This window comes from Dactylosporangium sp. NPDC049525 (assembly GCF_040676755.1).
Lineage (GTDB): Bacteria > Actinomycetota > Actinomycetes > Mycobacteriales > Micromonosporaceae > Dactylosporangium.
The window spans coordinates 13,635-27,774 of record NZ_JBFAPO010000039.1 but is presented as its reverse complement, the minus strand read 5'-3'; the positions used below and the strand labels follow the sequence as shown (position 1 = coordinate 27,774).

Sequence of the window (14,140 nt, the reverse complement as noted above, 5' to 3'; positions counted from 1 at the left end):
CATCGGGTTGACGCGGGCCCGCACAGCGAAAGGCCGCCCGGACGTGGGTCCGGGCGGCCTTCGTGCCTTCAGTGCTCAGACAGTGCTCAGAGCTTCACGTTGAAGCGGGGGTCGGCGGCGATCTTCCGGAATCCGGCGAGGGCTTCCGGGGTGTCGTCCATGCGGATGTCGTGGCCGTTCTGGTCCTTGGCGGTCTCGAAGTACACCAGGCCCTTGACCTCCGGCATCTTCGCGAGCTGCGGCAGGACGGTGGCGTACACGTCGGCCTTGTTCTTGCCGACGACGGTCGGCGACGAGTCGTAGACGCCCCACTCGGCCACCATGATCGGCTTGCCGGCGTGCTTGGTGGTGGCCCAGGTGTACCAGCCGGGGAACTTCGCCTTGTCGGTGGTGCGGTTCATCATGTAGTTGAAGTCGCCGGTGTGGAAACCGCCGGGTTGCGCGTTGTTGTAGGTGTCGATGCCGACCCAGTCCACGACGTCGTCGCCGGGGTAGAGGTCGCCCCACCAGGAGGTGTTGTTCCACTTCTCGTAGTTCATGTAGGCGACGACGAAGACGGCGTTGCTGACCCCGTTGGCCTTCAGGCGCAGCGCGGTGTGGCGGAACATCGCGGCGTAGTCCTTGGCGGTCATGCCCGAGCCGGCGGTGGCGTTGACGTCGTTCTCCGGCTCGTGGTGCAGCACCATGAAGAACTTCTTCGTGCCGTAGTTGGTCTTGATGTAGGTCGAGAGGCGGTCGATCCGCGCGTCCTGGTCGCCGTTGGCGACGTTGGCCCACTTCGTGCCGTAGCCGACCTTCCAGTTCAGCATCAGGGTGCGCGGGCTGGCCGGGTCGCTGCTCATGGCGATCTCGTCCTTGGTCGGGAAGAGCTCGTCGCCCTTGTGGTACGTGTGGTAGATCGTCGACGTCCGGCCGGTCTTCTGCTCGAAGGTCTTGAGCGCCTCGTCGCGGGGCACGTCGGAGAAGCCGCCGGCGGCCGCACCCCACAGCACGCCGCAGGACGGGACGAGCTTCGCGTCGACGGCGCAGCCACCGGGGGTGGCCGGGGCGGTCGGGGTCGGCGTCGCCTCGACGGGGGGCTTGACCGGGGGCTTGGTGCTCGGGGGTGTGGTGACCGGGGGCTTGGTGGTCGAGGGCTTGGGGGTCGGGGGCTTGGTCGCGGCCGGGCGGGCCACGGTCAGGTTGAGGGCGGGCTGGCCGCTGGTGGCCTCGGCCGACTTGAAGCGGGCCGGGCTGTTGGCAACGTGGGAGGTCACCGCGAACGTGTAGGTGCCGGCGCCCTTGACGACCGAGCTGACGTCGAAGGTGACGGTGGCCGCGGCGCTCTTCGGCTTGACGGTGCTCACCAGCGCGCCGATGGCGGGGTCGTTCTTCGCCGTGAGGGCCCTCTCGGTCCACGCCGTGTCGGCGACCTTGCTGAGGGTCAGCGTGCCCGGCAGCGTCTTGCTCTCCCGGGTCAGGGTCACCTGGGCGGTCTTGACGGTCACGCCGGTGCCCGGGGAGGCGACGGTGAACTTCAGGTAGGTCACCATCGTGTCGCCGCCGGCGCGGCCCGCGACGAGGGTGTCCGACGCGCCGAAGTTGTAGGTCGGGCGGCTGCTGGAGCTGTAGCCGTCCTCACCCGCGGCGGTGCGGACGATGTCGGTGGTCTCGGCGCCGGCGTTGCCGGAGAAGAACACGGTGCCGGCGGCGGCACCAATGGCGAGGGCGGCGAGCGGCATCAATGTGCGGGTGTGGCGGCGAAACATCTATGTGGGCCCTTCCGTGGATGGCGAATCCTGGTGGAGCGGTGGTGCCGTCCGGCGTTGTCATCCGGACCTCCACAAGATTCGGCAACCCGGGTTACACCCCTGGTTCGCCGTGCGTTGCCGTTCGGGTGCCCGCCCCCGAACACGTCTGTCCACAGTGGACGCCGTGAGCGTGCCCTGAGCGTGCCCTGAGCGGGACCGGGCTCATCGGCGGCTGGCAGGGCGGCTGGTGTCGAGAAGTTGCCGAGGGGGTATGTGACGTCCACAAGTGATGCATCAGACGAACGGCTAGAGTCAGCAACCCGGCAGTGACCAAATGCCAACGCTTCCGAACTAGTCGCTCAAATCAGGCGAACGTACTGTTAGGTAGGTAAGGCGCAACACCTAGAAAAGCCACATTTCATTTCGCAGCTGACCGTTTCGACTCGAGGAGACTGAGATGACCCCGATGCTGATCTCGCGCCCGGCCGTTCACGTCGTCCCCGAGCTGACTGGGGAGCGCTGCGACAGTTGCGGTGCCGCCGCCAAGGCTCGGGTGACGTTCGGCGCCGCCGGCGACCTGTCGTTCTGTGGGCACCACACCAACAAGTACGCCGACCGGATCGCCGCCACCGCGGACAAGATCGTGGTCGAGGCGGGCTTCGACTGGCGCGGCTGACCACCTCGCAGACCTGGGCGGGCCTCCTCCGTGGAGGCCCGCCCTTTGCGTGTGTGCGTGTTGTCCGTTAGGTGGCGAAAAATCGGATATGTGATAGCTAGCATCGGAGCGTGCGACGCAAGCCGAGCCCTCATCCCCGCCCAGCCCCGATGGCAGGCCGGCCGTCCACCCTGCTCGCCGTCGCCGGCGTCTTTCTGATCGCGTTTTCGGCGGCGGTACCGGCGATGCTCCACCAGGCACTTTCCGGCTTCGCGATGCTGGTGGCCCTGGGTGCGGCCGGCGCGGCGGTGCTGCTGGTCCGGCACCGCTCCGACCGGCTCCGGCGCTCCCTGGCCAGTTCGTCGGCGCGTAGCAAGGGCCTGGAGCGGGAGCTGCGGCAGCGCGCCACCCGTGACCCGGTGACCGGGCTGGCCAACCGGCGGCAGCTCACCGCGCGCCTCGACCAGGTCCTCACGGGCGTGGCGCCCGGCGTGACGGTCGCGCTGCTGGACCTCGACGGTTTCAAGGACGTCAACGACACGCTCGGCCACGCCGCCGGCGACGAGCTGCTCGTGCAGGTGTCCCGGCGGCTGCGGGCGGCGCTGCCCGACGCCGACGTCCTGGCACGGCTCGGCGACGACGAGTTCGCGGTCGTCTGGCGCGGCGCCGACCAGGCCTTCGAGGACGCCCTCGCGCAACTGCGCCCCTCGTACCCGGTGGCCGGCCGGCAGGTGCACCTCACCGGCAGTGCCGGGCTCGTTGCGGTCGGCGACCAGCGCAGCTCCACCGACGTGCTGCGCGACGCCGATCTCGCCCTCGACGCGGCCAAGAACGCCGGCAAGGACAGGATCGTCCGGTTCGACCCCGACCTGCGCACCGCCGCCGCCCGCCACCGGGAGCTCGCCGCCGGCCTGCGCCGCGCCCTCGCCGACGGCGAGTTCGTGCTGCACTACCAGCCGGTCGTACGCCTCGCCGACGGCCGGGTCACCGCGGTCGAGGCGCTGCTGCGCTGGCCGGCCGGCGGGGTGCCGCCGCTGACCTTCATCCCGGTCGCCGAGGCCACCGGCCTGATCGTGCCGCTGGGCTGGTGGGTGCTGCGGCAGGCCTGCGCCGACGCGCGCGGATGGTTCGAGCGCGACGGGGTCGCCGTCACCGTCAACGTCTCCGGGCACCAGCTGCGCGAGCAGGACTTCGTCGAGCGGGTCCTGGCCGTCCTCGACGAGACCGGGCTGCCGCCCGCCGCGCTGGTGCTGGAGCTCACCGAGTCCGTCCTGGTCGACGACGCAGAGCGCACCGCACGCCTCGGCCGGCTGCGGGAGCGGGGCGTGCGCATCGCCGTGGACGACTTCGGCACCGGCTACTCGTCGCTGGCGTACCTCGTACACCTCCCGGTCGACATTCTCAAGATCGACCGGACGTTCACCGCGTCGGGGGTCGACTCGACCCTGATGCGGGTGATCCTGCAGCTCGCCGAGGGATTGTCGCTGCGCACCGTCGCCGAGGGCGTCGAGACCGCCGGGCAGGCCGCCGCGCTCCTGGCGCTGGGCTGCAACTCCGCGCAGGGGTACCTGTACTCCCGGCCGCTGCCGGCCGGCGAGGTGTTCGCGGCGGGCCTCGACCTCGGCGCGTTGCCGGCCCGCTGACAGGTGTCATCTGTCGCCTGTTCGTTGTCACCCTGTCCGCAACCTGGCGGACACGGCGGTACACCTGCGGGAGCGTGTGATTGGAGGAAGCCGAAGGGGGTAGAAGATGACGCCACAGCTTCTGGAACATGTCCGGGCCGAAGCGCTGTTCGTCTCCGACGTGCAGTCCTCGGATCCGATGAGTCCCGAGCACATCCGCACCGCGGTGATGCGCAGCGTCCGGCGGCACGGGCCGCGCGGGTGCGCCGCGCTGGTCGCCCACGAGTTCGGCGAGCACCCCGACACCGCCGTCAACCGGATGGGCTGGGTGCTGGGGGTCGTGCGGCTGGCGTACGCCGCCTGAGGTTTTTCTGTCGTACCCCTGGGTCAAAATCCGGGTATGAGATTCGTCGAGCTGGCCTCCGTCTCCGCCGAAGTCACGCGGACCTCCGGGCGCAACGCCAAGATCGACCTACTCGCCGAGGCGCTGCGGCGGCTGGAGCCCGATGAGGTCTCGCCCGGCGCCTCCTATCTGTCCGGCGAGCTGCGGCAACGCCAGACCGGCGTCGGCTATGCCGCCCTGCGCGACCTCCCACCTCCCGCGGAATCCGCGACGCTGTCCGTGACCGACGTCGACGAGGCGTTCGCGGCGATGGCACAGCTGGCCGGCAAAGGCTCGCAGGCCGCCCGGCGGGAGCTCGTCGCCACTCTCTTCGGCGCCGCCACCGAGGCCGAGCGCCACTTCCTCATCGGCCTGCTCAGCGGCGAGCTGCGGCAGGGCGCGCAGGCCGGCCTCCTGGTCGACGCCGTCGCCCGCGCCTCCGGCGTCCCGATCACCGCGATCCGCCGGGCGCTGCTGCTCGCCGGCGACCTGAAGATCGTCGCGGTCGACGCGCTCACCGCCGGCGCCGACGCCCTCGAGGCCTACAAGCTCACCGTCGGGCGGCCCCTCGCGCCGATGCTCGCGCAGAGCGCCGCCACCGCCACTGACGCCCTCGCCGACACCGGCACCCCGGCCGCCGCCGACACCAAGATCGACGGAGTCCGGATCCAGGTGCACCGCGACGGCGACCAGATCGCCGTGTTCAGCCGCAGCCTCGACGACCTCACCGCCCGGGTGCCCGTGGTCGTGGAGGCCGTCCGCGGCCTCGCCGTGTCCTCGATCGTGCTCGACGGGGAGGCCGTCGGCGTCGACGACACCGGCCGGGCCGTGCCGTTCCAGGAGACGTCGAGCCGGGCGGCGCGCCGCGACGGCACCGCCGTGCTCCAGCCGTTCTTCTTCGACGTCCTGCACCTCGACGGCGTCGACCTGCTCGACGAGCCGGCGTCGGTGCGGTGGGCGGCCCTCGAACGGGCCGTGCCGGCCGCGCTGCGGGTCGAGCGCACCATGCTCGACACGCCGGAGGACGCCGAGCGCGTGTTCGCCGCTGCCGTCGCCGCCGGGCACGAGGGGCTCGTCGTCAAGTCCGCCGCCGCGCCCTATGACGTCGGCCGGCGCGGCTCCGCGTGGGTCAAGGTCAAGCCCAGGCACACGCTCGACCTGGTCGTCCTCGCCGTCGAGTGGGGTCACGGCCGGCGCAAGGGCCTGCTGTCCAACCTGCACCTCGGCGCCCGCGACCCGCAGAACGGCGGTTTCGTGATGCTCGGCAAGACGTTCAAGGGCATGACCGACGAGATGCTGCGCTGGCAGACCGAGCGGCTGCGGGCGCTCGCCGTCGAGGAGTCCGAGTGGGTCGTCAAGGTCAGGCCCGAGCTGGTCGTCGAGATCGCGTTCGACGGGGTGCAGACCTCGCCGCGCTATCCCGGCGGCGTCGCGCTGCGCTTCGCCCGCGTCCTGCGTTACCGCGAGGACAAGCGCGCCGAGGAGGCCGACACGATCGACGCCGTGCGGGCCATCCACCTGCCGCCTCAGGCCGGCGCGTCGTGAAACTCGTCCAGCAGGTCCTCCGGCTCCGGGCCCCGTGCCTCCCGGCGGGCCAGGTAGCCGAAGCCGTAGAGGGTCAGCGCCGCGAGGAGCCACCACTGCAGCACGTAGCCGGCGTTCTGCAGCGCGTTCTGCTTCTCCGCCGTGACCACCGTCAGGCCCGGCGCCGGCAGGTCGGTGCTGACGTAGGCGTCGTAGATGGCGTAGGGCATCGCCGGTGCGATCGCCGACGGTGTGATCCGGCGGATCTCCAGGCGGCCGTTGACCTCCTTCGGCGCCCCGCCGCGGCTCTCCGACGGCCGCAACCGGCCGAGCACGGTCTGCTCACCGTCCGGGGCGGCGGGCACGGCCGGCATCGCGAGCGCACCACCCTCGGCGGGCGCCACCCAGCCCCGGTCGACCAGCACCGCGGTGCCGTCTGCGAGGACCAGCGGGGTCAGCACCTCGAAGCCGACCCGGCCCTCCACCGTCCGCCCCCGCACGAGGATCTCCCGGGAGGCGTCGAAGCGGCCGCTCACCTGCACCCGCAGCCACTCCATGTCACCGCCGGGCGCCGCGCCGACGGTGCCGGGCGCGCCGCCGGGGCGTGGCACGACGCCGGTCAGCGGCACCGGCGTGGCCGAGGTCCCCGCCGAGATCCGCGCGTTGATCGATGCCCGTTGGTGATAGCGGTCCAGCTGCCAGAAGCCCAGAAGCACCATCACGGTCGCCGCGGCGACGGTCAGCGCGGCGTAGCCGAGCCACCGGGGCGACGCGAGAAACCGGTACACAACCATGCACGGTATCCGGTGCGTTCCGGACAGTTGCTGTGGCGCCCACCCGGTATCGTCCGGGACACACATTTGCCCCAGCGCCTGAGGAGCATCATGAGCACGATCCCGAGGCTGGTGATCAGCGCGCCATCCTCCGGTCACGGCAAGACTGCCGTCTCCGTAGGTCTCTTGTCCGCGCTGTCGGCCCGGGGTTACCGGGCCGCCGGATTCAAGATCGGCCCCGACCACGTCGACGCCGCCTACCTGGGTCTGGCCGCCGGCCGTCCCGGGCGCAACCTTGACCCGCGCATGATCGGCGCCAAGCGGATGGGCCCGCTGTTCGCCCACGGCGCCGCGTCGCTCGACATCGCCGTGGTCGAGGGCACGATGGGCCTCTTCGACGGGCTCGCCGGCCGCACCGACAGCGAGTCGACCGCGCAGATCTCGGGTCTGCTGCGCGCGCCCGTGGTCCTCGTCGTCGACGTCGGCGCCATGGGGCAGTCCGTCGCCGCGCTCGTGCACGGCTTCCGCGCGTATGACGAGCTGCTCTGGCTCGGCGGCGTCATCCTCAACCGGGTCGCCTCCTCCCGGCACGAGCAGCTGCTCCGTGAGGCCCTCGACGACATCGGCGTGCCCGTCCTCGGTGCCCTGCGCCGCCACGCGCTCACCGACATCGGCGACGCCGGCGCGCCGCTGCCGTCGCGGCACCACGGCGTCGCCCCGGTCGTGCACCACAACCTCGACGCGGTCCGCGCCGTCCGGCGCCTCGGCGAGGTCATCGCCGGCGCCGTCGACATCGACCGGACCATGGCCCTGGCCCGCTCCGCGCCCCGGCTCACCTCCGACCCGTGGAGCGCCGCGGAGGAGGTCGCCGCCGCCCGCATCGCCGAGCCGGCCGTGGCCCGCATCGGCCGCCGCCCGATCATCGGCGTCGCCTTCTCCTATCCGGAGACCGCGGAGCTGCTCACCGCCGCCGGCGCCGAGGTCGTCCCGTTCGACCCGCTGCGCGACGAGTTCCTGCCCGACGGCGTCGACGGCCTGGTCGTCGGCGGCGCGCTGCCCGAGTCCTACGCCGAGGAGCTGGGCTTCAACACCCGCCTCCGCGCCGCCGTCGCCGCGCACGCGGCCGCCGGCAAGCCCATCGCCGCCGAGGGCACCGGCCTCGTCTGGCTCTGCCGCGACTTCAACGGCCGCCCCATGTGCGGCGTCGTGGACGCCTCGGCCCGCGAGACCGACCTCGTCGTCCTCGGCTACCGCGAGGCCACCGCCCGCAGCTCCTCCGTCCTGCTGCCCGTCGGCGCCCAGGTCGTGGGGCACAAGATGCACCGCACCACGATCAGCCCCCGGGCCGGCCTGCAGGCCGCATGGACCTGGGCCGGCGGCCCTGCGGAGGGCTTCGTCCACCGCGGCGTGCACGCCTCCTACCTCGGCCTGCACTGGGCCGGCTCGCCGTCCATCGCGTCGCGCTTCGTAGGCGCCGCCGGCGCCACCGCCACCCCCGTCCAGGGCCAGTGGACGACGCCCAGCACCCACCCGTACGGTCGCCCGTCCGTCGTCCCGGCCTCACAGGCCCCGTCCGGCAGCGGCTCGACCCTCCAGTTCCCAGCCGTCCCGGCCGACGCCTCCACGGCTGCTGCCGCAGGGGTCCCTGCTGCGGCTGGGGTTCCTGCGGGTGCTGGGGTTGCTGCGGGTGCTGGGGTTGCTGCGGGCGCTGGGGTTGCTGCGGGCGCTGGCGTCTCTGGGGGCGCCAACCTGTCGAAGACCGCCGCCGCGCCCGGTCTGACCGGGTCCGACCCGGCGCGCCCGGCGGGTGACACGGCGGCCTCCGGCCCGAGTCCCGTTTCGGCGCCGGCTGCCTTCGCCACGCCGGGCCCCCTCTCGGCGCCGACTGCCTTTTCCACGCCGGGGCCCGTATCAGCGCCGGCGGCCTTTTCCACGCCAGGCCCCGTTTCGGCGCCGGCGGCCTTCGCGGCGCCCGGGACCGCCCCGGCCGCGAGCCCTGTGTCGGTCCCCGGCCCGGTCTCGGCGCCTGGTGGGTTCGCCGCTGCGGCACCGGCCACGTATTCGCCACCCGCCCCCGTTGTGGGCCCGGGTGCGGTGACACCGGTCTCGGCGCCGTCCACGTTCGCGTCACCCGCGCCCGTGTCTGCTCCCGGCGGACCCGCGGGTCCCGTCTCGGGCCCGTCTGCGTATGCGGCGCCGGGGCAGGCCGCGGCGGCTTCGGCGTATGCGCCGGCAGGCCCCCGGCCACCGGCCGGGCCTCCGCCCACAGGCACCTCACCCGCAGGCACTTCACCCGCAGGACCTTCACTCGCAGGACCGTCGCACGCTGGACCTCCGCACGCTGGGCCTTCGCACTTCGGGACGTCGCACTCGGGCGCTTCGCCGTCCGGGGCGGCGCGTTCCAGCACTTCGCGGCCGGGTGCGTCCGCGGAGGAGGGGCCGACCGCGGTCATTCAGACGGGGATCTCGGCCACGCCGCAAGCACCGTACGCGCAGGCCCAAGGTGCCCCCTCGCCCGCCGCGGGAGACGCTGACGAGCCCGACGGGATCGCGTCGAGCCCGTTCGGCCCGACGAGCCGGGCGGGGGTCGCACTGGCGTCCGCCAGCCAGGCCGCGAGCTCAGGCGTCACGGGCTCAGGCGTCACGAGCTCAGGCACTACGGCCTCGGACGTCGCAGGATCAGGCACCGCAGCATCGGCCACCATGGCGTCGGACATCGCAGGCCCGGGCGCCACGACATCGGGCACTACGGAGTCTGGCGTTCCGGAGTCTGGCGCCGCGGGCTCAGGGACCGCGGCGTCGGGCGTCGTGGGGGCGGGCTCTGCGGAGGCGCCCGAGGTTGGGCCGTCCACCGCGACTGGTGGGGCGAGCGTTGGGGTGCCTTCCACCCCGAACGCGCCCGCGACGGCCTCTGGGCTGCCATCGTCTTGGGTTGTGCCGACGACCGTCTCCGCTCCACCAGCATCCGTCCACTCACCGACCTCGCCTGCCGCGCCCCCGCCGCCGGTGACCAGCTCACCCGCGGCCGCAGTGCCCGCCCCCGTGTCCGGTTCCATGACCGGTGCCGGCGGGGCCGGTTCGGGGGGTGTCGCGGCGGAAAGCATCGGCGCGGCCGGGCCCGTGTCAGGGGCCGGTGCCGCCGGGTCGCGGCCCGCGGAAGGGGCCGGGGTGCAGCCGGTGTCGACGCCGCCGTTGAGCGCGCAGGGTGGGCATCAGTGGTCCGGTGCGCCGGCGACGTCGTCCGCGGTGCCGGTGTCGTCCGCGCCGATGCCGACCGTTGCGGCGCCAGTGTCGGCGGCGCCCGCCGGGATGACGGTGATCGCCGCCGCCGGCTCGGATCTGGTCGCGCCTGACGAGGCGCCGACCGCGTACCTGCAGCTTCCGGCACAGGGGCACGACCCGCTCGGTGCCGGTGACCACAGTCCCGTCTCGGCGCCGCCCGACTCGGGGCCCGCCGCCGCGGCGGCGCTCGGGGCGACCGCGTCGCACGAGGCGAGGCCGGGGGAGCGGGCGACGGACGCGCGTCCCGGGGAAGGGGACGCGGACGAGCGGTCCGGGGACGGGCCGCCGACGTCGGGGCCGCCCGCCGGCGGTGCGACGGAGGCCGCCTAGTGTCGACCTGGTCGGTGGCGTTGCGCCGCTTTCCGGCACTGTCGGTCCAGACGCCCAGGCTGTCGGTGCGGCCGTTGTGCGCCGACGACGACAAGCGGGTCGGGGAGATCTTCGCGGACCGGCTCGTCCGGCGGTGGTTGCCGATCGCGCAGGACGACAACAGCGAGTTCGACGGCTATTCGTGGTGCACGGAGCTGGCCGTCGAGCGGCGTGACAGCGGGGCCGGCGATCATTACGGCATCGTGCGGCGCGAGGACGAGCGGCTCGTCGGCTGCCTGTGGACGAAGAACACCGACTGGCTGAACCGGTCGACGGAGATCGCGTATGCGGTGGCCGCCGACGCCCGCGGCTACGGTGTGGCGCCCGAGGCGGTCGACGTGCTGGCGCTGTCGCTGCTGCTGGAGCACCGGTTCCAGCGGATCGAGCTGCGGGTCGCGCCCGGCAACGTGGCGTCGCGGCGGGTGGCGGAGAAGGCGGGGTTCACCTACGAGGGGCTGATGCGCAACGCCGGGTCCCTGCACAGCGGGCGCGTGGACCTGGAGAGCTGGTCGCTGGTCCCCGCCGACATCCGCTGACCGCACAGGCGCTGACCGCACAGGTCAGCGGCGGGGTTTGAAGGCGCGGGGTTTCGCGTTCGCGCCGTAGGCGATGGCAGTGCTCGGTGGGGTGAACTGGCGCACGGCCGTGCCGGCGAGGGCGTCGCGGAGGGTCTCGGCGACCGCCTCGCGGGGCTTGCCGGCGTTGGCCGGGCCGACGCGGTGCAACGGGTTGTCGGGGTCGGCGATGAACCCGGCGATGGTCAGGCCGGGGGTCATGCCGACGAACCAGGCGGCCCGGTTGTCGTCCGTGGTGCCGGACTTGCCGGCGACCGGGCGGCGGACCGTGGGGTACACCTTCGACGCGGTGCCCCCGCCGCCGCAGTCACCGGTGGCGGCCTTGAAGCCGGTGACGCAGCGGGCCGCGTCGACCGCGCCGCGCGCGACGTCGGGGGACAGGACCTGGGTGCAGCGGGGGCGGGCCACCGGCACGCCTTCGGCGTTCACTGCCTCGGTGCCGTCGACCTGCCTGATCGAGATCACGGGGATGGGTTCGCAGTGGGTGCCGTCGGCGGCGACGGTCGCGAAGGCGCCGGCCATCTCGAGGGGGGTGGTGTCGGCGACGCCGAGGGTGAAGGCGCCCCAGGTCTTCGCCTTCGCCGGGGAGGCCTGCAGCCGGTCGATGCCGGTGCGCCAGTGCAGCCCGAGACGTTCGGCCATGCGGACCGCGGACTCGGCGCCGACGCGCTGCTCGAGCTGGACGAAGAACGTGTTGACGGACTTGCCGAAGCCGGACCACATGGTCTGGCGGCCGGTCATGGAACTGGAGGCGTTGGAGGGGCACCAGCTGTCGGTGCCGCAGCGAGCCGGGCTGTCGCGGCCGGTCTTGTACTTCGACACGAACGTCTTCGGCGAGTTGATCGCGGTGGACAGCGGCATGCCCTGTTCGAGGGCGGCCAGCAGCGTGAACATCTTGAACGTGGAGCCGGCCTGGTAGCCGGCCATGTCGCCGCCGCCGAGGAGCGGGTTGACCGTGTTGGGGTAGTTGCCGCGGAGGCGTTTGCGCTGGCGCGGGTCGGAGTGCGGGCCGTTGCTGGCGCGGTCGAGGGAGTAGGTGCGGTTCACGGCCATGGCACGGATGAGGCCGGTGCCGGGTTCGACGGCGACCTGCCCGAGGGCGTACGGGCTGCGGGTCTTCTCCCGCTTCAGCACCTGCGCCTGCGCGATCGCCTGGATGCGCGGGTCGAGGGACGTGATGACGGTGTACCCGCCGCGGCGCAGCCGGTCGAGCCGCTCGTCGGGGGTGGCGCCGAGACCGGGCTGGCTGCTCCACCACGACCGGAACATCGCGCAGAAGAAGCCCCAGCCGGGCTGGGTGGCGAGGCAGTCGTTGGGCGGTTCGCTGAGCTTCAACGCGATCGGGGTGGCGCGCGCGGCGACCGCGGCGGCGGCGTCGAGGTAGCCGAGGTCGGCCATCCGGTCGATGACGTAGTCGCGCCGCTCGGTGGCCGACGCGACGGAGGCGGCGGAACTGCCCGCGGGGTCGTACGAGGACGGCGCCTGCACCAGGCCGGCGAGCAGCGCCGCCTCGGGGACGGTGAGGTCGGCGGGCCGCTTGGAGAAGTACACCTCCGCCGCGGCGAGGACGCCGTAGGCGCGGTGCCCGAAGTAGGCGACGTTGAGGTACCGCTCCAGGATTTCGGTCTTGCTCATGTGCTTCTCGAGCTCGATCGCGAGCTTCATCTCGCGCAGCTTCCGGGCGCCGGTCTGCTCCGTCGCCTCGGAGACCTCGGCCGGGGTGTCGGCGCTGTCGCGCAGGACGTTGCGCACGTACTGCATGGTGAGCGTCGATGCGCCCTGCGAGACGGCGCCGGCCTTCTGGTTCGCGACGAACGCGCGGGCGACACCCTTGAAGTCGACGCCGTGGTGCTCCCAGAAGCGGGCGTCCTCGGCGGCGACGATGGCCTTCTGGATGTTGGGCGAGACGGTGTCGAGCGTGGTGTACGTGCGGTACTCCTCGTAGAACTGCGCGAGCAGCGTCGTGCCGTCGGCCGCGTAGACGTGGCTGGTCTGCGCGGGCAACGAGGAGCGCAACGCACCGACCGGCAGGGCGAGCGCGTCGGTGCCGCGTTTCACGCCCACGCCGGTGAGGGCGACCATCGGATAGACCAGCGCGGCGATCGCGAGCCCAACGATGAGCCCGGTGCGGACGAGGGCCAGGAATCCGCCGGCCACTCGCAGCGTGCGCGTGATCACATCTCCAAGCTAGGACAATTCGCCTCGGCGTACGCGACGATCGCCTGATGCTGCGGTTCCACGGCGATGCCGAGGTCGCGCCCGGTCTGGTCGACCTGGCGGTCAATGTGCGACAGGAGACGCCGCCGTCGTGGCTCACGGCCCCGATCGCGGCGTCCCTGGCGCACCTCGCGCGATACCCGGATCCGGCGGAGGCGACCGCGGCGATCGCGGCGCGGCACGGGCGGCCGGCGGACGAGGTGCTGCTGACCGCCGGGGCGGCGCAGGCGTTCACGCTGCTGGCGCAGGCGCTGCGGCCCCGGCACGCGGTGGTGGTGCACCCGCAGTTCACCGAGCCGGAGAGCGCGCTGCTGACCGCCGGGCACGCGGTGGACCGGCTGCTGCTGGACGCCGAGGACGGATTCACGCTGAAAGATCCGCCGGAATCGGCGGATCTCGTCGTCGTCGGAAATCCCACCAATCCAACCTCTTGTCTGCATCAATCCGAGCGGATCGCCGCCTGGGCGAGGCCCGGCCGGACGGTCGTCGTCGATGAGGCGTTCGCCGACACGATCCCCGGCGAGCCCGAGACCCTCACCGGCAACCGCGAGGTCGTCGTCATCCGCAGCCTGACCAAGACCTGGGGGCTTGCCGGCCTGCGCATCGGCTACGTCCTCGGCCCCCGCGACCTGCTCGCCGAGCTCAACCGCCACGCGCCGCTGTGGAGCGTCTCCACCCCCGCGCTCGCCGCCGCCGTCGCGTGCGCGTCACCGCGGGCCGTGCGGACCGAGCGCGAGATCGCCGAGCGGCTCACCGCGGACCGTGACCATCTCGTCGCCGCGCTGCGCCGGATGGGCGTCGAGGTGGCGGGTGTACCCCGCAGCTCGTTCGTGCTGATCAGGATCGCCGATGGCACGAAGGTCCGCGAGGACCTGCGGGCGCACGGCTTCGCGGTGCGACGTGGCGAAACGTTCCCGGGACTGGGCCAGGACTGGTTACGTATTGCGGTGCGGGACACTGCCACGAGTGACGCGTTCGTCGCGGTGTTGTCGAACGTACTGGGAGGGTGAG

General features: G+C 72.8%; 10 protein-coding genes. 7 read left to right on the top strand and 3 right to left on the bottom strand.

The features are described from left to right. Positions 1 to 86: 86 nt before the first annotated feature. Positions 87 to 1,721: a DNRLRE domain-containing protein gene (locus AB0K00_RS38645; RefSeq protein WP_363531427.1), complete on the bottom strand. Its 1,635-nt coding sequence runs from the start codon at positions 1,719 to 1,721 to the stop codon at positions 87 to 89. A gap of 466 nt (positions 1,722 to 2,187) precedes the next feature. Here AB0K00_RS38645 and AB0K00_RS38640 point away from each other — a divergent pair, with 466 nt between their 5' ends. The 4 genes from AB0K00_RS38640 to AB0K00_RS38625 all read left to right on the top strand — a co-directional run bounded on the left by AB0K00_RS38640 (position 2,188) and on the right by AB0K00_RS38625 (position 5,934). After that, entirely contained in the window at positions 2,188 to 2,406 is a 219-nt protein-coding gene (locus AB0K00_RS38640) for a hypothetical protein (RefSeq protein ID WP_327008736.1), read from the top strand. Positions 2,407 to 2,516: 110 nt separating this feature from the next. After that, positions 2,517 to 4,028: a bifunctional diguanylate cyclase/phosphodiesterase gene (locus AB0K00_RS38635; RefSeq protein ID WP_363531424.1), complete on the top strand. Its 1,512-nt coding sequence runs from the start codon at positions 2,517 to 2,519 to the stop codon at positions 4,026 to 4,028. A gap of 106 nt (positions 4,029 to 4,134) precedes the next feature. Next, positions 4,135 to 4,371: a hypothetical protein gene (locus AB0K00_RS38630; RefSeq protein ID WP_203847581.1), complete on the top strand. Its 237-nt coding sequence runs from the start codon at positions 4,135 to 4,137 to the stop codon at positions 4,369 to 4,371. A gap of 36 nt (positions 4,372 to 4,407) precedes the next feature. Continuing rightward, complete coding sequence (locus AB0K00_RS38625) at positions 4,408 to 5,934, top strand: ATP-dependent DNA ligase (protein ID WP_363531422.1); 1,527 nt, start codon at positions 4,408 to 4,410, stop codon at positions 5,932 to 5,934. Here AB0K00_RS38625 and AB0K00_RS38620 read toward each other — a convergent pair. Further along, on the bottom strand, positions 5,916 to 6,701 hold the full coding sequence (locus AB0K00_RS38620) for an SURF1 family protein (protein WP_363531419.1): 786 nt from the start codon (positions 6,699 to 6,701) through the stop codon (positions 5,916 to 5,918). The genes AB0K00_RS38625 and AB0K00_RS38620 overlap by 19 nt on opposite strands. Before the next feature lie 96 nt (positions 6,702 to 6,797). Here AB0K00_RS38620 and AB0K00_RS38615 point away from each other — a divergent pair, with 96 nt between their 5' ends. Next, positions 6,798 to 10,298 (top strand): cobyrinate a,c-diamide synthase, encoded by a 3,501-nt coding sequence (locus AB0K00_RS38615; RefSeq protein WP_363531416.1) that lies wholly within the window; start codon positions 6,798 to 6,800, stop codon positions 10,296 to 10,298. Beyond that, positions 10,298 to 10,873, top strand: coding sequence for a GNAT family N-acetyltransferase (locus AB0K00_RS38610; RefSeq protein ID WP_363531413.1), 576 nt, complete (start codon positions 10,298 to 10,300; stop codon positions 10,871 to 10,873). Before AB0K00_RS38615 ends, AB0K00_RS38610 begins: the two co-directional genes overlap by 1 nt. A gap of 24 nt (positions 10,874 to 10,897) precedes the next feature. Here the strand turns inward: AB0K00_RS38610 and AB0K00_RS38605 are convergent, their stop codons facing one another. Beyond that, positions 10,898 to 12,994, bottom strand: a complete 2,097-nt coding sequence (locus tag AB0K00_RS38605; RefSeq protein ID WP_363531649.1) for a transglycosylase domain-containing protein — start codon at positions 12,992 to 12,994, stop codon at positions 10,898 to 10,900. Between the two features lie 143 nt (positions 12,995 to 13,137). Here AB0K00_RS38605 and cobC point away from each other — a divergent pair, with 143 nt between their 5' ends. Beyond that, positions 13,138 to 14,139 carry an Rv2231c family pyridoxal phosphate-dependent protein CobC gene (gene cobC / locus AB0K00_RS38600; protein WP_363531410.1) on the top strand — a complete coding sequence of 334 codons (1,002 nt, stop codon included), beginning with the start codon at positions 13,138 to 13,140 and terminating at the stop codon, positions 14,137 to 14,139. Position 14,140 lies beyond the last annotated feature (1 nt).